The sequence below is a fragment of the Carnobacterium gallinarum DSM 4847 genome, from assembly GCF_000744375.1.
Lineage (GTDB): Bacteria > Bacillota > Bacilli > Lactobacillales > Carnobacteriaceae > Carnobacterium > Carnobacterium gallinarum.
The window spans coordinates 79,918-101,009 of record NZ_JQLU01000005.1 but is presented as its reverse complement, the minus strand read 5'-3'; the positions used below and the strand labels follow the sequence as shown (position 1 = coordinate 101,009).

Annotated in this window: 14 protein-coding genes, 2 tRNA genes and 1 rRNA gene; 14 read left to right on the top strand and 3 right to left on the bottom strand. The window is 35.8% G+C overall.

The window, feature by feature from the left end; genetic code table 11:
• The first annotated feature begins 68 nt into the window (after positions 1-68).
• The gene (locus BR43_RS05410) at positions 69-935 is read left to right on the top strand and encodes a hypothetical protein (RefSeq protein WP_034560110.1); all 867 of its coding nucleotides are present in this window, start codon (positions 69-71) and stop codon (positions 933-935) included.
• Positions 936-985: 50 nt separating this feature from the next.
• Here the strand turns inward: BR43_RS05410 and BR43_RS05405 are convergent, their stop codons facing one another.
• A complete protein-coding gene (locus BR43_RS05405; RefSeq protein WP_034560109.1) occupies positions 986-2,077 on the bottom strand; it encodes an FUSC family protein in 1,092 nt (363 codons plus the stop codon).
• Between the two features lie 173 nt (positions 2,078-2,250).
• Positions 2,251-3,543: a glutamate-1-semialdehyde 2,1-aminomutase gene (locus BR43_RS05400; RefSeq protein ID WP_034560108.1), complete on the bottom strand. Its 1,293-nt coding sequence runs from the start codon at positions 3,541-3,543 to the stop codon at positions 2,251-2,253.
• 267 nt (positions 3,544-3,810) lie between these two features.
• Between BR43_RS05400 and BR43_RS05395 the strand changes: the two genes are divergently transcribed.
• A complete protein-coding gene (locus BR43_RS05395) occupies positions 3,811-4,287 on the top strand; it encodes a Fur family transcriptional regulator (protein WP_034560107.1) in 477 nt (158 codons plus the stop codon).
• A 99-nt stretch (positions 4,288-4,386) separates the two neighbouring features.
• Here BR43_RS05395 and BR43_RS05390 read toward each other — a convergent pair whose 3' ends face one another.
• A complete protein-coding gene (locus BR43_RS05390) occupies positions 4,387-4,953 on the bottom strand; it encodes a YdeI/OmpD-associated family protein (RefSeq protein ID WP_034560106.1) in 567 nt (188 codons plus the stop codon).
• A 252-nt stretch (positions 4,954-5,205) separates the two neighbouring features.
• Here BR43_RS05390 and BR43_RS05385 point away from each other — a divergent pair, with 252 nt between their 5' ends.
• The 12 genes from BR43_RS05385 to BR43_RS05330 all read left to right on the top strand — a co-directional run bounded on the left by BR43_RS05385 (position 5,206) and on the right by BR43_RS05330 (position 20,975).
• Positions 5,206-6,177, top strand: a complete 972-nt coding sequence (locus BR43_RS05385) for a LacI family DNA-binding transcriptional regulator (protein WP_034560105.1) — start codon at positions 5,206-5,208, stop codon at positions 6,175-6,177.
• Between the two features lie 159 nt (positions 6,178-6,336).
• A complete protein-coding gene (locus BR43_RS05380) occupies positions 6,337-8,028 on the top strand; it encodes a glycoside hydrolase family 13 protein (RefSeq protein ID WP_034560104.1) in 1,692 nt (563 codons plus the stop codon).
• Positions 8,029-8,062: 34 nt separating this feature from the next.
• On the top strand, positions 8,063-9,838 hold the full coding sequence (locus tag BR43_RS05375) for a glycoside hydrolase family 13 protein (RefSeq protein ID WP_034560103.1): 1,776 nt from the start codon (positions 8,063-8,065) through the stop codon (positions 9,836-9,838).
• 273 nt (positions 9,839-10,111) lie between these two features.
• Positions 10,112-11,380: an extracellular solute-binding protein gene (locus BR43_RS05370; protein WP_034560102.1), complete on the top strand. Its 1,269-nt coding sequence runs from the start codon at positions 10,112-10,114 to the stop codon at positions 11,378-11,380.
• A 118-nt stretch (positions 11,381-11,498) separates the two neighbouring features.
• Positions 11,499-12,803 carry a sugar ABC transporter permease gene (locus BR43_RS05365; protein WP_034560101.1) on the top strand — a complete coding sequence of 435 codons (1,305 nt, stop codon included), beginning with the start codon at positions 11,499-11,501 and terminating at the stop codon, positions 12,801-12,803.
• A 1-nt stretch (position 12,804) separates the two neighbouring features.
• Positions 12,805-13,656, top strand: a complete 852-nt coding sequence (locus BR43_RS05360) for a sugar ABC transporter permease (protein WP_034560100.1) — start codon at positions 12,805-12,807, stop codon at positions 13,654-13,656.
• Positions 13,657-13,691: 35 nt separating this feature from the next.
• Complete coding sequence (locus tag BR43_RS05355; RefSeq protein ID WP_034560099.1) at positions 13,692-14,525, top strand: DUF1189 domain-containing protein; 834 nt, start codon at positions 13,692-13,694, stop codon at positions 14,523-14,525.
• Between the two features lie 15 nt (positions 14,526-14,540).
• A complete protein-coding gene (locus BR43_RS05350; RefSeq protein WP_034560098.1) occupies positions 14,541-16,817 on the top strand; it encodes a glycoside hydrolase family 65 protein in 2,277 nt (758 codons plus the stop codon).
• An 89-nt stretch (positions 16,818-16,906) separates the two neighbouring features.
• On the top strand, positions 16,907-18,532 hold the full coding sequence (locus BR43_RS05345; protein WP_034560097.1) for a glycoside hydrolase family 13 protein: 1,626 nt from the start codon (positions 16,907-16,909) through the stop codon (positions 18,530-18,532).
• A 602-nt stretch (positions 18,533-19,134) separates the two neighbouring features.
• Positions 19,135-20,689 (top strand): 16S ribosomal RNA (locus BR43_RS05340).
• 103 nt (positions 20,690-20,792) lie between these two features.
• Positions 20,793-20,866, top strand: a tRNA-Ile gene (locus BR43_RS05335).
• Positions 20,867-20,902: 36 nt separating this feature from the next.
• A tRNA-Ala gene (locus BR43_RS05330) sits at positions 20,903-20,975 on the top strand.
• Positions 20,976-21,092 lie beyond the last annotated feature (117 nt).

The following is a 21,092-nucleotide window of genomic DNA, read 5'->3' as shown; positions in this document are numbered from 1 at the left end:
GTAGTTATTTATAGTTAGGATTTTGGAATTTTTTTGAACACAAAATTAATGCTAAAGGGGTAGGGGAATTGAACAGAAAAAGTATAGGATTACTTTTAGTAGGTTTTATTATTACAATTGCTATTATTTTATTTGGGAAAAGTTATTCAAATAACAAAAAAGAAGAATTATTACGTCAAGGTGCAGCACAACAACAAGTTGTTAAAGTAGAGACTAAAAAAGAAGAAGATACTAAACAAGCAGAGTTAAACAAGAAGCTTGAAGGATTTCAAGCAAATCGTGGAGCTTTGTCTTTAATTGATTATGGAACATTAGTGGAACAGAAAAAAGGTAGCTTAAAAATTGCTTTTTATGGAGATAATGTCAAGTCAGAAAAATGGACAGAAAAAGTAAAAGCTACATTTAGTGAAAAAATAGGTTCAAAAAAAGTTGAGTTAAGCCAAGTTTATTTCCCAGGTTATGATTCTAATAAATTAACAAATGAAAATAAAGTTGCTGATTTAGTAGCTGTAAATCCAGAAATTGTCTTTTTTATGTTACCAGTAATAGGAAATCAAAAGATCGATATTTCATTGGAAAATTCTAATCAAGCAATTTTGGCTAACTATCAAGCGATTAAGGAACAATTACCAGAAAGTTTAGTTATCGCTGTAACACCTACTCCAAGTAGTAGCTTAAGTGAAAAATTTAATTCTAGAACCTTAGATTATAAAAGTTACACAGCTGAAGCGGAAGAGATGCTGATGCAAAATTCAATTCCTGTTATCAATCTTTATGGACTGTATAATGAAAAATTACAAGCAGGTGGAATTGATTTAGCAAGTACTTTAAATGCAGATGGTCTTCAACTAAATGATAACGGAACTTCTATGACAGCTGAGTTATTTAATGCACAGTTAGAGGTACCAATGGATACCACTTCTGGAATCAAATAAATAAAAAGCGGCACATTCAATCAGTAATGATCGAATGTGCCGCTTTTAGTTTAATGTTCAACATTTTCAATATTTGAGATGTCCGTAGTAGGATTCCAATGATTGCCCTTATAACTGGTTACTAAAGTATTTAGATGTTCTAAATATTCTTCATAGTTTAAAATACTTGATAGAATATGAATAACAGAATTGCTTTGTAGATAGCCGTCTTTGAAGTTTTCATCTGTATTTGCTGCATCAAAAAAAGAATCCATAAATTCTTTCCGAAGTGAACGGTTATTGGCAATAAAATTCACACTATTAGGTGGCACTCGTCCATTAAATTTTAAAAGTATTTGTTCATGAGCGCTCAATAAAGTTTCTAAGCGTTCACGAATTAAGACCCGTAGTTCTTTTGGGAAATTACTAAATGAATTTTCATTATTATGCATGGTTTTTAGTAAATTATAAGCAGCTTTTGTTGTAGAAATCATTTGACGATAAACAACTATTTTTCGTAAATTTTGGAAACGTTTCTTTTTTGAATAGCCACCTTCCTCTTTAAAAAGGGAATAGTAAAAATCCATCTTAGTCATTTGGTTTCGGACCCAATGCAAGTCCTTTTTTAAAAAAGGATATTCAGTATTATTCCGGACGCTTGCACGAATCCATTTTAGGATTTCAGTAGTAGCAAAATCAATCACATGATACAGTTTTTCTTCATATTTTGGTGGAAAAAAAATACTATTAATTACGAAGGCCGTTAGGATTCCAATCATTGTTGATGAAAAACGAAGTACAGCGTAAAGCATAAAACTCTCTTCTGAAGTTGTCATCACAACAATTAATGTCACAGTGGCTAATCCGATTACTTGATCCAATTCTAAATAATTAAGAATAGCGATTAAGATAACTGCAGCAAATCCAATTAAGAGATACTGTTTTCCTAAAGTTAATACAGTAACGACAGCAACACCTGCTCCTAAAACATTCCCAATTGTTTGGTCTCTTAAAGTTTGTAATGAACGTTTGACAGAGGGTTGCATGGCAAAAATTGCGGATATGGCTGCAAAGGTTACGGATGGAATTCCAATTAACCCTGAAACATATAGTGCAATTGCAATGGCCAACCCTGTTTTGAGGGTTCTGGCACCTAATTTCATAGTAATTACTCAACTCCATTTTCATTCTTCTTACTAGTTTTATAGTAAGTCATTCTACCAGATATAGCAAAGTTTTTATGTAAAAAAGTGGTAATTTTTTCTTAAATTTTGTAATCAAATTATACTAAAAAACTCAGTTGATTTTAAGTCAACTGAGTTTTTTAGGTAAATAGCTAATCTAATTTTGCAAAAGCATTGTTAATTGCGACAATTGTTGCATCAATATCTGCTTGAGTATGCATAATAGTTAAGAACCATGCTTCAAATTTACTTGGTGCTAAGTTAATTCCTTCATCAAGCATTAACTTAAAGAATTTACCGAAACGAATAGAATCCGTATTTTTAGCATCATCATAATTGAAGATTGGATGTTCAGAAAAATAGACAGTAAGTGATCCACCAATTTGATTGACAATGGTTGGAATATTATTTTTTTCACCAGCAACTAACAAAGCGTCACGTAGTTGTTCAGCATAATGTGCCATTCGTTCGTAAATTCCTGGCTCTTGTAAAACTTCCAAACACGCAATTCCAGCTTGCATTGAAAGTGGGTTTCCTGACATAGTACCAGCTTGATATGCAGGACCTAATGGTGCAACAGTATCCATAATACGTTTTGGCCCACCATAAGCTCCGATTGGTAAGCCACCTCCAATCGATTTACCAAAAGCAGTTAAATCAGGAATAACTCCTAACATATCTTGGGCAGCTCCATAATGAAATCTAAAATTAGTAATGACTTCATCATAAATTACTAAGGCACCATGTTCATGAGTAATGTCGTTAACGGCTTCTAAAAAGCCAGGAACAGGAGGAACCATACCGAAGTTTCCAATAATAGGCTCTACTAAGACAGCCGCAACTTGCGATCCCCATTTAGCCATGACAGCTTTAAAAGGTTCAATTTGATTAAATGGAACAGTGAGTACTTCTTTTGCAGTTCCAGTAGTTACACCCGCAGAGTCACTAGCACCAAGGGTTGAAGGACCGCTACCAGCTTCAACAAGTACCAAGTCAAAGTGACCGTGGTATGCTCCCGAAAATTTTACAACTAACTCTCTATTAGTAAAGGCACGAGCTACACGAATTGTCGACATAACAGCTTCTGTTCCTGAATTGGTAAACCGGACTTTATCCATTGAAGGAATTGCATCAGTTAGCATTTTTGCAAAAGTAATCTCATGTTCAGTTGGTGTTCCGAATAAAACACCTGTTTCAGCAGCTTTTTTAATTGCTTTTACAATATGAGGGTGATTAAAGCCAGTAATAATTGGACCAAAGGCTGCTAAATAATCAATGTAACGATTACCATCAACATCATATAAATAACATCCATCTCCCTTTATCATTGTGACTGGATTGCCACCGCCAACTCCCTTAAAAGAGCGACTAGGGCTATTTACTCCACCAACAATCACTTTATCTGCTTCGCCAGCAAGACGATCAGATTCCGTATGTTTTAACATTAAAAAACCTCCAGTATAATTACATATTTCCCTTTCCATTGTACGTTGCCTTGGACTTAAGTGCAAATAAACTTTAAAAGAAATAGGATATTTGGATAAATTATTGCAAATTGACTAGAATAGCAGTATGATAGACTTTAAAGAGAAAGTTTTAAGGTCTATTAATTGCATAAAACTTACTAAAAAATCAATCTTTTTCATAAAATTTAATTAACCTATTCTTTACTAAATGAATTCGTGTTTTTAATTACACAAGGAGGAAGCAAGATGAAAAATTCAATGGTTGCCCATTCAATTGAAAAGCTAAAGGCCTCGAATATTCGTATTACGCCACAGCGTTATGCTATTTTGGAATATTTAATTGAATCTGAAAGCCACCCAACAGCAGATGAAATTTATCGTGCTTTAGCTGAACGTTTTCCTAATATGAGTGTTGCTACCGTTTATAACAATCTTCGCTTATTTACTAAAATCGGCTTTGTACAAGAAATGGTATATGGCGATTCTTCTAGTCGTTTTGATTTCACTTCAACTCAACATTACCATGCTATCTGCGAAGAATGTGGTAAAATTGTGGATATTTATTATCCTGGTCTAGACGACGTAGAAGTTGTTGCATCAAATCTAACTGGTTTTGAAGTATCCCATCATCGTATGGAAATGTATGGAACTTGTCCAGACTGTCTAGCAAAGCGTAAGCATGAATCAGGTTCAGAAAACTCTTCAATTACAATGAGTCATTAAATCAATAAATACGATTCGTCTGTGTAGCGATTATTAAAAATTAGACTGAAAAAATCTAATTTTTGGGAGTCGCTTGATAATCAGATGAATCGTTTTTTTTTAGTAATCAATTAGTCGTCCATCGTCGTTCCAGGCACCGTAGAGAGTATTCGTTTTTGTATTTTCGATAAATTTAATTAATCTTTTTTCAAATAAATCAGAATGTTTAGGATTGCTTTGAATCGTATCAATACGGATTCGTTTATATAAATCAGGAAATGCCAAAAAATTAACATAAACGTCACTATTTTCTTTTAGTTTTGTTTCAATACTCTTATCAATTAAAAAAGCTGTTAATTCCATATTAGGTAGTACTTGACGACCAGAGTTGGTCATTAATCCTAATTTTTCTAAGCGGCGGACGCGCTCTTTATTTAATTCAGTCCACTGACTTTTTTTTGATCGAGGACTTAATCTTTGAACTAATCCAAGGTGGGTTTTCTTTTTAATCCCATCAATCCACCCAAAACATAAGGCTTCCTCCACAACATCTAAATAATGAAGTTTCCCAGTTTCGGGACGAATGCTAACAATTACCCAACAATAGTTGGCAGAATCACTGTTTTTTTCTAACCAATCACGTAACTCTGAGCGATTGACTAGCTCAAGTATTTGATCTATTTCCAATTCTTATTGCTCCTTTCTTTCTATTTGTAACAGTTGGGACAGTCGTGTTTGTATTGTATCATATTTCCTTAATCTTCTTGCATAAATAGAGAGGTTGGTAGTGAAACATTCTTTTATAAGAGAATTTCTTCAAATTTAGGAAGACAAATGAAAAACATTTGCTATAATGTTAGATAGAAACTACTGATTTTTATCTAATTATAAGAATGAATTTAGATAAACTAGCTAGGAATGAACGAGGTGGGGGTTGTTATGGCAACATTAACTGATGTGGCTAAACGAGCAAATGTTTCAAAGATGACCGTTTCACGAGTAATTAATCATCCAGAACAAGTAACAGATGAACTAAAAGAATTAGTATTTCAGGCAATGAAAGAATTAGATTATCGACCAAACGTAGCAGCTAAAGCGCTTGCTAACAATCGAACACAAATCATTAAGTTCTTTATTTTAGAAGAGATGGACACGACAGAACCTTATTATATGAATCTTTTAACAGGCGTTGCACAAGAATTAGATAAGCATCACTATACATTGCAATTAGTCACGAAAAATAATTTTGATATTGGTGCCTGCGACGGATATATTATAACGGGAATGCGTGAAAAGGATTATGATTGGATTGAACGAGCGACGAAACCAGTTGTGTTATTTGGTGAGAATCATCACGGTCATGATTTTGTTGATACTGACAATAAAGCAGGAACTAAAAAGGCCACAGAGCATGCTATTGCTGAAGGATATAGTAAAATAATTTTTATTGGCTTAGATGTTAAAGAACCTTTTGAATATTCTCGAGAAGCAGGGTATATTAATACGATGCAAAAAGAACAACGGATTCCACAAATTCATCGATTTGAAAATCGATCACGCTATACAGCAAAATTTATTAGTGATAATTGGGTGGACTTTCCTAAAGGAACGGTTTTTGTTTGTGGATCAGATCGTTTGGCGATTGGAATTGAACGAAGTATTCTAAAATTAGGAGGAAAGATTCCACAAGAATACGGCATTATTGGATTTGATGGAGTATTTTTAGATCAGATTGCTTCCCCGCAACTGACAACAATTAAACAACATGTTATTGAGATGGGAGTCGCGTGTGCGAAGATGCTACTAAATAAAATTGCTCAAAATGGTGCACCACAAGGCAATGTGCTATTTGATCCAGAGCTAATTATTCGGGAATCAACGGTGGAACCACAAGATATTGATAGTTTTTAAGAAAGTAAGCTGAGAAGAAAACCTCGGCTTTTTTTGTTTGTTCATTTCTGTTACCGCTAACAATCCGATTTGAGTTGTCAGAAGAATCATTTTTGTTTAAGCTAAATGAGAAGTAAAAAATAAATTTGATTGATTAACTAAAAAAGCAGAGGTGTAAAGATGGCAGACTTAAATTGGTGGCAATCCGCAATCGTATATCAAATTTATCCAAGAAGTTTTCAAGATAGCAACCATGATGGCATCGGAGATATCCAAGGAATTATTCAACGATTAGATTATATTCAATCTATCGGAATTAATGTTATCTGGTTGAATCCAATTTTTATTTCTCCACAAATTGATAATGGGTATGATATTTCTAACTATTATGGAATTGATTCGATTTTTGGTAGCTTAGCAGATGTTAGAGAACTTATTCAAGAAGCGCATCAGCGTCAAATTAAGATAATAGTTGATTTTGTGTTAAATCATACATCCGATCAACATCCTTGGTTTCAAGAAGCATTGAAAGGTCCTGATAATTTATATCGAGAGTACTATTTATGGGCAGAGGGCAAAGAAAACAATGTAGCACCCAATAATTGGGCCTCATTTTTTGGTGGGTCAACATGGCAAAAAGAGCCTAATGGTTCGGAGTATTACTTTCATTTATTTGCCAAAGAAATGCCAGATTTAAATTGGGCTAATCCTGAAGTTCAGATTGCGATGCTTGATATTGCAAAATTTTGGTTAAATGAAGGAATTGATGGTTTTCGTTTAGATGCCTTTATTCATCTGGCCAAAGCTGAGGGGTATCCTGATGTGGCTGGCGTTCCACCGGGAGAACTTGCGATTGCAGAAGAATATTATGCAAACTTGCCGAAAGTACAGGAGTATTTAGCCAAATTTGTGAAAGCGTTACGATGTATTAAACCGGATATTTTTATTGTCGGTGAAGCAGCTTCAGCTGAAGTTGATCTAGCAGTGCAATACACTGAACCACAAGCCAATCAATGTGATTCAGTAATCACATTTCGTTATTTTACTGAAGATGAAAGTGAAAAAGATTCTCGGTTGCCTTTAGGAATGCAGCCGGGAAAACTAGATTTAGTTAAGTTTAAAGAAACCATGGTTGAATGGCAAGAAAAATTAGCCCATGCTGGCGGACCAACGTTATATTGGAACAATCATGATATGCCGCGCTTGGTCTCTAGATTTGGAGATGCTCAAAACTATCGCAAGAATAGTAGCAAAACGCTAGCAACCGTTATGTATTTGCAAAAAGGTATTTCTTTTATTTTAAATGGTGAAGAATTAGGCATGGAAAACTTAGCTATTACAAGCTTAGCAGACTATGAGGACCCAGGAGCTGTCGATTTCTATCAACAAGCACAACAATTAGGATATACAGAATCAGAAATTTTGGCTTGTTTGAATGCTAGTAGTAAAGATGCGAGCCGTGGCGTTATGCAATGGGATAATAGTCCAAACAGTGGATTTTCAACAGTTAAACCATGGAGTGGTGTCAATGATGAATTGGATTATACAGTTGTAGATGAGGAACAATCTGAAGACAGCATCTTAGCCTATTATCGTCAACTTTTAGCATTAAAAAAGACAGACTTATTTACAAAAGGTGATTTTGAATTAGTGGAAACCAATGATCAGACATATGGATATATTCGTAGTTGGGAACATGAAGAAGCGTTAGTTTTAGCCAATATGACCGGTGAAACAGTGTCATTAACTGTCTTAGATGCTGCTAATTTACAAATGGATGAACGACTCATGCAAGTTGGTGATAGTAAATTAACAAAAACAGCTATCACATTAGGACCGTTTAGTAGCTTTGTCATGCAAACAAAAAAATAAATTGAATTGAACTTGGAAGGATGCGGGAAGAATTATGGAAACAGCAGCGATTTTACACAGACCAGATAGTGAGTACGCTTATTTGTATCAAACAGGAGATTTTCATGTTCGACTTAGAACAAAAAAAGGTGATGTTGCCTCGGTAGGATTAATTAGTGGAGATCCTTATTTGTTTCACGAAGACAGTTGGTACAAAGAAGAACAAAAAATGGAGCTAGTGGCGAGTACGGATTTCCATGATTACTGGCAAATCGCGACTACTGCACCCTATCGCCGGTTACAATATGGGTTTCATGTTGTTGACAATGATGGCGAAGCTATTTTTTATGGAGATCGCGGTGCATTTCCATATACATCAGAAACGCTAGCGAATCCAGGGTATTTCTTTAGAATGCCTTATTTTCAAGAAATTGACCGATTTAAATCACCAGAGTGGGTAAAGGAAACAATTTGGTATCAGATTTTTCCAGAACGATTTGCAAATGGAAATCCAGCAATTACACCTAAAAATGCACTGCCTTGGGGAAGTAAGGAACATCCTGATCGGGAAGATTTTTATGGTGGTGACTTACAAGGAGTAATCGATCACCTAGATTATTTAGTTGATCTAGGTATTAACGGTATTTATTTCTGTCCGATTTTTAAAGCTTCATCGAATCACAAATACGATACGATTGACTATTATGAGATTGATCCAGATTTTGGTGACAAAGAAACCTTTAAAAAATTAGTTGAAGAAGCGCATAAACGTGGGATTCGGATTATGTTAGATGCAGTCTTTAATCATACTGGTGATGTTTCGCCTTTATGGCAAGATGTTGTTAAAAATCAAGAAAAATCTAAGTATCTTGATTGGTTCCACGTTCATAGTTTCCCTGTCGACATTGGAAAGAATGGCAATAATGAAGGTGCGAGAACCGTTTCTTATGATACATTTGCTTTTACTCCACATATGCCTAAATTAAATACAGCAAATCCTGAAGTTCAAGCCTATTTGTTGGATATCGCAACATATTGGATTCGTGAATTTGATATTGATGCTTGGCGTTTAGATGTTGCCAATGAAGTTGATCATCATTTTTGGAAGAAGTTCTATCAAGCAACAACCGCAATCAAAGAAGATTTTTATATTTTGGGGGAAATTTGGCATTCTTCACAAAGTTGGTTACAAGGCGATGAATTTCATGCAGTAATGAACTATGCTTATACAGAAACGATTGAAGATTTCTTTGTAGCAAAACGGATTGCTCCAAGTAAAATGGTAGCAGGTTTAAATGAGCAGTTAATGCTGTACCGTCAACAGACTAATGAGGTTCAGTTTAATATGCTAGACTCTCATGATACGGCACGTCTGCTAACTATTTGCGAAGGGAATAAAGATTTAGCTAAAGCAACTTTAGCTTTTACCTTCTTACAACACGGTTCCCCTTGTATTTACTACGGAACAGAGATTGGGATGGATGGCGAGAATGACCCGGATTGCCGCAAATGTATGATCTGGGAACCTGCAGAACAAGATTTGAAAATGTTAGACTTTACAAAAAAATTAATCCAATTACGAAAGACGTATCAAAAGATTTTAAGCCTTGGATCATTGGAATGGATTTTAATAGAAGAGGAGAAAAAGGTTATTGGTTTTAAACGTGTTGGAAAAGAAGGGACCTTAATTTGTTACTTTAACCAAGGAACAGAAAATGCTGAGATTGAGCTACTGACACATAATAAAGTTGTTTTATCTCAATTGACTGAAGGAACTCAGAATCAAATAAACATTGAACCTAATGGATTTATCGTGTGTTTAGAAAACTAAAGTAAGACAAGATAAGGCTTGTTACCAACCTTTATACAGCAAAAAAGCTCGAGGCAAAGCTAAAAAATAGTTTTGTCTCAAGCTTTTTTATATGCTGTTATTTGTTATTTTTTTGTAGAGAATAAACAAAATCACTTTTAATTAATCAGTGAACCTTGATTTTAATATTCTGTTAGCGGTAACAGCCAGAAAACGTTTGCAAAAAGGGGTTTCAGACGACATAATAATGAGTGTAAAGCAAAGAAGAATTGATGAAACGAGGAGGATTTTCAAATGAATAAAAAAAGTTTTAAGAAAATTGCACTAGGTTTAGTTTCTGCAGGTGTTATTTTAAGTTTGGTCGCGTGTGGTAATGGAAAAGATACAAAAAAAGATGCAGCTGCCGATGATAATAAAAGCTTAACTATTTCAGTAGCACAAGGTTATGTGAAGTATGTAAATGATATTAAAGCTGATTTTGAAAAAGAAAATGATGTAAAAATAAAAGTCGTTGAAAAAGATATGTTTGACCAATTAGATGCTCTATCCCTAGATGGTCCAGCTGGCAAAGCGCCTGATGTAATGATGTCAGCATATGACCGAATTGGTTCATTAGGTCAGCAAGGTCATTTGTCGGAAGTAAAATTAGGGAATGAATCGAACTACGATAAAACAGATAAAGCACAAGTTGAAGTTGACGGAAAAACTTTCGGTGAACCAGCCGTTATTGAAACCTTAGTTCTTTACTATAATAAAGATTTAGTTTCAGAAGCGCCAAAAACTTTTGATGAGCTAGAAACTTTAGCAAAAGATCCACGTTTTGATTTTGCAGCAGAAGCAGGTAAAAATACCGGTTTCTTAGCTAAATGGACAGATTTCTATTATTCATATGGTTTAATTTCAGGGTATGGTGGTTATGTTTTTGGTAAAGATGGTACAGATCCAACCGATATTGGCTTAAATAATAAGGGGGCTGTTGAAGGAATTTCATATGGTGTGAAATGGTTCCAAGATGTTTGGCCAAAAGGAATGCAAGATATAACTGGTGCAGGTGATTTTGTAACCAATCAATTTACTACAAGTAAAACAGCTGCCATTATTGATGGACCATGGCAAGCACAAGCGTATAAAGAATCAGGAGTGAATTTTGGTGTCGCGGCTATTCCAACTTTGAAAAACGGCAAAGCATATCAACCATTTGGCGGAGGAAAAGCCTGGGTAGTCAGCAATTACTCTAAGAATAAAGAAGTATCACAAAAATGGTTAGATTACGTAACAAACAAAGACAATCAAGTGAAGTTTTATGAAGCAACAAATGAAATTCCAGCAAATCAAGCTGCACGCGAAGTTGCTAAAGAATCAAACAATGAATTGACGAATGCAGTTATTGAACAATATGCAAATGCACAACCAATGCCAAACATTCCAGAAATGGGTGAAATTTGGACAGGTGCTGAAAACTTAATGTTTGACGCAGCTTCTGGTAAAAAAACACCAGAACAAACAGCTGATGCTGCCGTGAAACAAATGACTGAAAACATCCAACAAAAATATCAAAAATAATAAATAAAAAAGATTTCGGCAGAGGAGTATTTATCAAACTCTGCCGATACTCTTTTACCAATACAGTGAGAATGGATTACTTAGCTATCATCACTATTAGAAAAGGGGAGCTTAAACAATGAAAGATTCAACTAAACAATTAAAAGATCCAAAAAAAGCCATGCTCTTATCCCTTATCCCAGGATTAGGACAATTTTACAATCAACAAAAATTTAAAGGTTTTTTATTTTTAGGAATTTTTATCGTATTCGTAGTGGAAATGATTCTTGTTGGATTTAGCGCATTTAGTGGGCTAATTTCATTGGGCTCAATTCCAATGGAAGACCATTCTTTATTTTTAATGATTGAGGGAACACTTCAATTAATCATGACGGTTTTATTTATAGTGTTTTATGGAATCAATATTCTAGATGCGAAGCAAGTTGCTAAACAATGGAATCATGGTTTTAAGGTGAATCAAACTGGAAAAGCAATTATTCATAACTTATTAGATAAAGGTTTTCCTTATTTGCTAACATTTCCAGCCTATATTTTAATGATTTTTACTATTATTTTTCCTGTACTAGTAACTGTCTTTATGGCTTTTACAAATTATGATTTCTATCACATTCCTCCAGCAAGTTTAATTGACTGGATTGGATTTAAAAATTTCTTTAGTATCTTCTTCTTAAGTTCCTATCGTGCTACCTTTGTATCAGTATTTAGTTGGACTTTGATTTGGACATTATGTGCATCAACGCTAGCCATTGTTTTAGGTGTCTTTACCGCTGTAGTAGCAAATCAAGATTTTATTAAAGGCAAACGTTTCTTTGGTGTTATCTTCTTATTGCCGTGGGCCGTTCCAGCGTTTATCACAATTATGAGTTTTTCAAATATGTTTAATGATAGTATCGGTGCGATTAATGCTCAGGTTATTCCTTTATTAAATCATCTTCCATTTGTAGAAATCGGGGCTATCGCTTGGAAAACTGATCCATTTTGGACGAAAGTCGCAATTATTATGATTCAAGGCTGGTTAGGTTTCCCTTATATTTACGTGATGACTAGTGGGATTTTGCAATCAATCCCAGGCGAATTATACGAAGCTGCTAAAATTGATGGCGCGAATGCTTTTAAGCGCTTCACTCAAATTACAATGCCGATGATTTTATTCGTGGCTGCGCCAATTTTTGTAACCCAATATACAGGGAATTTCAATAATTTCTCAATGATCTATCTATTTAATCAAGGGGGACCAGGTAGTGTGGGTGGTGGAGCAGGTTCAACGGATATCTTAATTTCTTGGATTTACAAATTAACAACAGGAAACTCACCACAATACTCAATGGCAGCAGCAGTTACATTAATTATCTCAGCAATTGTCATTGCAGTATCCTTGATTATCTTCAAGAAAACAAATGCGTTTAATATGGAGGACTTATAGTATGAAAAATCTAGCAAAATCACAAAAAAATACACGCCGTCTCTCTCATTTCTTTACGTATCTCTTTATGATTATTCTATCGATTATTATCATCTATCCAATCTTGATTACCATTAGTTCTGCTTTTAAATCTGGAAATATCGCAGCCTTTAGTTTAGACTTCAATAGCAAATGGACTCTGGGAAACTTCAGCCGTTTATTTAATGAAACGTTATACGGATCTTGGTATAAAAATACGTTGATTATTGCGATTTCAACCATGATTGTTCAAGTAACAGTTATCACTTTAGCGGGCTATACTTATAGTCGTTATCGTTTTGTTGGTCGAAAAAATAGTTTGCTGTTTTTCCTAATCATTCAAATGGTTCCAACAATGGCTGCTTTAACAGCCTTCTATGTAATGGCCTTATTATTAGGAGCGTTAGATCAATATTGGTTCTTAACATTAATTTATATTGGTGGCGGAATTCCTATGAATACTTGGTTAATGAAAGGCTATTTTGATACAGTTCCAATTGATTTAGATGAATCAGCCAAATTAGATGGTGCGGGGCATTTCCGTATTTTTGCACAAATCGTTTTACCATTAGTTCGTCCAATGATTGCAGTTCAAGCATTATGGGCATTTATGGGGCCATTTGGCGATTATATGTTAGCTAAATTCTTACTGAGAACCCCAGAAAATCTAACGGTTGCAGTTGGTTTACAAACATTTATTAATGATTCTCAAAATCAAAAAGTTTCATTATTTGCAGCAGGTGCAATTTTAATCGCGCTGCCAATTTCTATCCTATTCTTTATGTTACAAAAAAACTTTGTTTCAGGCTTAATTGCTGGCGGAACAAAAGGCTAATCAGTCAAATTTGCTAAGAAAAGAAGTGAACCCAAATGTCAAAAACCCCATTTCCCTTTAATTATTTTAATAGTATTTTGACGCCTAAATCAGTCTTTAAAGGACGTCATAATCTAAATTGGTTTCAAAATTTTGTGATTTTTATTTTTTTAAATGCGCTACTCATGATTCCTGTTAGCTTGTATTTTACTAACAGTACAAACTTTCAATTGCAAGAAATTATGCCAAATACAATGCGTTTAGTAACAGATGAATTTGCTGAGAAAATGGCAAAGCAAAGTTTTGAGGCAGGAAAGTTGATTGAAAATGAACCATTTGAACAAAAAGAAGCAAATGGAATCGTTGGTATCCAGTTAGCTGAATCGGCCGTTAAAGAAACTAAAAATGTCATTAGTTTTGAAAAAAATCATTTTTTAATTAAAGACGAGACTGGTTATTCTTTTGAGGTTCGCTATAGTGATAGCTTTACTTTGAAAAAAGCAACAACAAAAAACGCATTAAAAGAAGCCATCAAACAAGAGTGGTTTAAACAAAATCGAGCATTTGTAGCCTTTACAATGATGATTATGACAGCGACGATTATTATTTTTAGTAATATCTTGGTGATGTTTATTGCTGCGTTCTTTATTTGGATGACGAAAAAAAATGCATTGTCTTCAATTAAAACGTATAAAGAATCATTTAATCTAGTTTTAAATGCAGCTGGCTTAGGCTCGTTCTTCGCACTTTTAATTGGCTTGTACCACTTTGATATGACTATTTTAATTGGGATCCAATCACTTGGACTAGTCCTGATGTTGACAGCTGTATTCGCTGCGACTCATTTCAATGAAAACCCTAGAAAAATCACAAAAAAAGCGCAAAAATAAAAGGAGGAGAAGTGAATGATTAATCGGTTATTTGCAGTTGATTCGTGGAAAGTTGCCACTACAAATTTAGATAAAAAAGATAAACGTTTACAAGAAAGTTTAACTTCCATTGGGAATGGCTATATGGGAATGCGAGGGAATTTTGAAGAAGGTTACTCTGGCGAAACGCATAGTGGAACTTATTTAGCAGGAGTTTGGTATCCAGATAAAACTCGTGTCGGTTGGTGGAAAAATGGCTATCCAGATTATTTTGGCAAAGTGATTAATGCAACCAATTTCATTGGTATCGATGTATTTGTCGGAGAACATCAAGTAGACACCTTTATTGACGATATTAAAGACTTTCATTTAGATTTAGATATGCAAACTGGAATTCTAACGCGCCATTATACATGGGTTTCAAGTTCTAATGAAATTCGATTTAACTTTAAACGGTACGTAAGTGTCGCTGAAAAAGAGCTTTGTGTCGTGGAAGTAACTGCCGAAGTTTTAAGCGGTGCCAAAGTTGCGATTAAATTTGTTCCTAAACTGGATGGAAATGTAACAAATGAAGATAGTAATTATGATGAAAAATTTTGGCTAGAAGTGGACCGTAGTAATGGAGCATATAGTTATTTAACCACTAAAACGGTACCCAACGATTTTGATATTCCGCAATTTACAGTAACAACGATGATGAAAAATAGCACAAAAGATTATCAAACTCATAGTAGTGATGATGTAGAAATGTTAGTGAATGAAAGTTTTTCCTATGAATTAAAATCAGGAGAAAAAGCCCATTTGACTAAATTAGTTGCAGTCATAACTAGCCGCGATATAGAACCAAGTCAACAAGTGAATCAGGCGGAGAATATTCTTAAACGTGCAAACGATCAAGGCGCTGCAAAATTGGAACGTGCTCATAAAATTATTTGGGGTGAACGTTGGTATAAAGCAGATGTTGTAATTGCTGGAGATGATGAAGCGCAACAAGGAATTCGTTACAATATTTTCCAACTATTCTCCACTTATTATGGAGAGGATGCGCGTTTAAACGTTGGACCTAAAGGTTTTACTGGAGAAAAATATGGAGGAGCCACCTATTGGGATACAGAAGCGTATATTGTGCCAATGTATTTATCTGTGACCGAACCAGAAGTCAGCCAACAATTATTGAAATATCGTCATGACCAATTAGCTGGAGCTATTCATAATGCGAAACAGCAAGGTTTAAAAGGAGCCCTCTACCCAATGGTAACGTTCACTGGAGTTGAGTGTCATAATGAATGGGAGATTACATTTGAAGAAATTCATCGAAATGCTGCAATTGCATATGCGATTTACAATTATACGAATTATACTGGTGATGAATCTTATTTAATTACGGATGGGATTGATGTTTTGACAGCTATTGCTAGATTTTGGGCAGATCGTGTTCATTATTCAGAACGTAATCAAGCTTATATGATTCATGGCGTGACAGGACCAAATGAATATGAAAATAATGTCAATAATAACTGGTATACAAATACAATGGCAACTTGGGTTTTACGTTATACAATAGAGAGCCTTGCTAAAGTAAGCCCAGAAAAATTAATAGAGTTAGGTATGACTATAAAAGAAACCAATCAATGGCAGCAAATTATTGATCAAATGTACTATCCTAAAAATGATGAATTAGGAGTATTCGTTCAACATGATACTTTCTTAGACAAGGATTTACGTAATACCGAAACTCTTAATCCAGCAGAACGTCCATTAAACCAAAATTGGTCATGGGATAAAATTCTGCGCTCATGCTTTATTAAGCAAGCGGATGTTTTACAAGGACTCTATTTTTTAACAAATGAATATACTATAGAAGAGAAAAAACAAAATTTTGAATTTTATGAACCAATGACCGTTCACGAATCCTCATTGTCAGCTTGTGTTCATTCTATTTTAGCAGCAGAAATTGGGTTAGAAGAAAAAGCAGTTGAACTGTATGCTCGAACAGCTCGTTTAGATTTAGATAACTACAACAATGACACAGATGACGGTCTGCATATTACGTCAATGAGTGGGAGTTGGCTAGCGATCGTTCAAGGGTTTGCTGGAATGCGCACTTATGAGAATCAATTACAGTTTAATCCTTTTTGTCCAAAAGATTGGGAAGGATACGAGTTTAAACTCAGCTATCGTGGTCGCTTAATAAAAGTAATAGTGACCAAAGAGCATGTATCTGTCCTTTTAGTTGAAGGGGAATCTTTAGAAATCACCCTTTATGGAGAAAAACAGCAACTCTCAGATCAAATTCAACTTGCAATTCAATAGTTTAGTGACTGAACTTAGTTTCTATTAACTAAGTTCAGTTTTTAGCTGATTAAGAATTTTAAATTAATTACAGTGATGGAGTGAAATAAATGGAAAAATGGTGGCAAAGTTCTGTCGTATATCAAATTTATCCAAGAAGTTTTCAAGATAGTAATGAGGATGGTATTGGGGATCTACCTGGAATTATCAGTCGCTTAGATTACTTAGCTAAGTTGGGAATTGATGTTATTTGGCTTAGCCCAGTTTATCAATCCCCCAATGATGATAATGGGTACGATATTAGCAATTATGAAACAATCTTACCAGAATTTGGAACAATGTCAGATATGGATTTGTTAATAGTAGAAGCTCGAAAACGCAATATTCGTATTGTAATGGATCTAGTCGTTAATCATACCTCAGATGAGCATCCATGGTTTAGTGAAGCTAAAAAAAGCAAAGACAATCCATATCGTGATTATTATATTTGGCGTGATCCAGTTAAAGGAGGAGCACCTAATGAACTGCAATCTATTTTCAGTGGATCAGCATGGGAGTTTGATACAACCTCTAATCAATATTATTTGCATTTATTTAGTAAAAGACAACCTGATTTAAACTGGGAGAATCCTGTTGTTCAAGCAGAAGTTTGGAAATTAATGAATTTTTGGCTAGCTAAAGGAATTGGTGGTTTCAGAATGGATGTCATCGACTTAATTGGTAAAATACCGGATCGAGAGATTACTGGGAATGGTCCAAAACTCCATGACTATTTGCAACGAATGAATCAGGAGACATTTGGTAAATACGATGTGTTAACGGTAGGGGAAACATGGGGAGCTACACCAGAAATTGCAAAGCTTTATTCCAATCCTGCTCGTAAAGAATTATCCATGGTCTTTCAGTTTGAACATATCAGTTTAGATGAAATACCGGGAAAGAGTAAATGGGATAGCCAACCACTAGATTTCATAAAACTCAAAGAAGTCCTTTCAAAATGGCAAACTTCACTGGGAACAGAAGGGTGGAATAGTTTATTTTGGAACAATCATGATTTGCCAAGAATTATTTCAAGATGGGGAAATGATAGCCCAGAGTATCGAATAAAAAGTGGCAAGATGTTGGCTGCAATTTTGCATTTAATGAAAGGTACGCCCTATATCTATCAAGGAGAAGAGATTGGGATGATCAATACACCAGTTTCTTCTATAGAAGAGATAGATGATATTGAAAGTATTAACATGTACAATGAAAGAATAAAAGCAGGCTATTCAAAGAGTGAAGTTCTGAAAGCAATCAATAAAAAAGGACGAGATAATGCTAGACGACCTATGCAATGGAATAAAACCAAAGCAGCAGGTTTTAGCAAAGGAGAACCATGGCTAAGTATAAATCCAAACTTTAAAGAAATTAATGTAGAAAATGAACTTGAGCATCCTGACTCTTTATTTTACTTTTATCAGAAGCTAATCCAACTAAGAAAAGAAAATCCTTTAGTTATTTGGGGAGATTATCGAGAGTTATATCCTAATGATTCCAATTTATTTGTTTATGAACGAAGATATCAAGAGGAAATTTGGTTAGTTGTTGCAAATTTTTATGAAACAAAAGCAAATTTCAATTATAAAGGAAAAAAAGTTAAAGAAATTCTCTTACAAAACTATTCAGATGCATCTATTCATATAGAAAATTTAGAATTAAGACCGTATGAAGTGATTGTTTATCATTTAGGGTAAAAGTAAGAGGAGATAATATTCGGAAAAAGTAAATTTTATTAATTTATTTTTTCCGAACATACACTCATAAAATGCAGAGAACATTCTTTATATTTTGAATATTTATCCGAGTTTTTTTAATGAACAATTAACTATTGTTCGTGTTTTAATTTTTTTGTATAAAATATGCATCTTTTAGTTGACCAAAAACAAAATACTTGGTATAGTAATTGATGTCGTCAAAGCGGTTAACAAAAAAATCACTTAAAATAATTTGCAAAAATTATTAGAAAAGCGGTTGACAAAGCCTTTTGAAACATGATAAGATATTTAGAGTCGACAGAGTTTACTTCTGAAATGACAATTGAATAAATATTCATCACTGAAATAATTATTCAAAATATTTTGAAAAAGTTGTTGACAACGAATTGACCACGTGTTAATATTTAGAAGTTGTCAAAACAACAAACGAAACAAATTAGACCTTTGAAAACTGAACAAAGTAAGACGAACCAAATGTGTAGGGAGCTTCAACAAGGTTGAAGCGAACAAGCAAAAAAGTGAATAAATATTCGCTAGCAAGTCAAGATAATGAGCATAAGACTTCGGTCTTAATCATACTTTTATATGAGAGTTTGATCCTGGCTCAGGACGAACGCTGGCGGCGTGCCTAATACATGCAAGTCGAACGCACGAAGTTGGAAAGCTTGCTTTCTAACCAAGTGAGTGGCGGACGGGTGAGTAACACGTGGGTAACCTGCCCGTAAGAGGGGGATAACATTCGGAAACGGATGCTAATACCGCATAGTTTCAGGAATCGCATGATTCTTGAAGGAAAGGTGGCTTCGGCTACCACTTATGGATGGACCCGCGGCGTATTAGCTAGTTGGTGAGGTAATGGCTCACCAAGGCAATGATACGTAGCCGACCTGAGAGGGTGATCGGCCACACTGGGACTGAGACACGGCCCAGACTCCTACGGGAGGCAGCAGTAGGGAATCTTCCGCAATGGACGAAAGTCTGACGGAGCAACGCCGCGTGAGTGAAGAAGGTTTTCGGATCGTAAAACTCTGTTGTTAAAGAAGAATAAGGATGAGAGTAACTGCTCATCCCCTGACGGTATTTAACCAGAAAGCCACGGCTAACTACGTGCCAGCAGCCGCGGTAATACGTAGGTGGCAAGCGTTGTCCGGATTTATTGGGCGTAAAGCGAGCGCAGGCGGTTCTTTAAGTCTGATGTGAAAGCCCCCGGCTCAACCGGGGAGGGTCATTGGAAACTGGAGAACTTGAGTGCAGAAGAGGAGAGTGGAATTCCACGTGTAGCGGTGAAATGCGTAGATATGTGGAGGAACACCAGTGGCGAAGGCGACTCTCTGGTCTGTAACTGACGCTGAGGCTCGAAAGCGTGGGGAGCAAACAGGATTAGATACCCTGGTAGTCCACGCCGTAAACGATGAGTGCTAAGTGTTGGAGGGTTTCCGCCCTTCAGTGCTGCAGCTAACGCATTAAGCACTCCGCCTGGGGAGTACGACCGCAAGGTTGAAACTCAAAGGAATTGACGGGGACCCGCACAAGCGGTGGAGCATGTGGTTTAATTCGAAGCAACGCGAAGAACCTTACCAGGTCTTGACATCCTTTGACCATTCTGGAGACAGAACTTTCCCTTCGGGGACAAAGTGACAGGTGGTGCATGGTTGTCGTCAGCTCGTGTCGTGAGATGTTGGGTTAAGTCCCGCAACGAGCGCAACCCTTATTGTTAGTTGCCAGCATTCAGTTGGGCACTCTAGCAAGACTGCCGGTGACAAACCGGAGGAAGGTGGGGATGACGTCAAATCATCATGCCCCTTATGACCTGGGCTACACACGTGCTACAATGGATGGTACAACGAGTCGCAAGGTCGCGAGGCCAAGCTAATCTCTTAAAGCCATTCTCAGTTCGGATTGTAGGCTGCAACTCGCCTACATGAAGCCGGAATCGCTAGTAATCGCGGATCAGAACGCCGCGGTGAATACGTTCCCGGGTCTTGTACACACCGCCCGTCACACCACGAGAGTTTGTAACACCCGAAGCCGGTGAGGTAACCTTTTAGGAGCCAGCCGTCTAAGGTGGGATAGATAATTGGGGTGAAGTCGTAACAAGGTAGCCGTATCGGAAGGTGCGGCTGGATCACCTCCTTTCTAAGGAATTAACGGAACCCAACACATTCGTCTTTATTTTGTTCAGTTTTGAGAGGTCTAACTTCTCAATTAAATATATCTTTTTTAGAGCTCTTAATATGTTGGGCCTATAGCTCAGCTGGTTAGAGCGCACGCCTGATAAGCGTGAGGTCGATGGTTCGAGTCCATTTAGGCCCACTAGTTTCACTCTAAAAAAAACAATACCTTTAACAAGGGGCCTTAGCTCAGCTGGGAGAGCGCCTGCCTTGCACGCAGGAGGTCAGCGGTTCGATCCCGCTAGGCTCCATTAGTAATCTTTTGTTAGATTACTTGAATTTGTTCTTTGAAAACTGGATACTGTATTAAAAAAGTAAGTTAAGTAAGAAACCGAGAAACACCGCGTTTTAAATGAGTTTTTTAATTA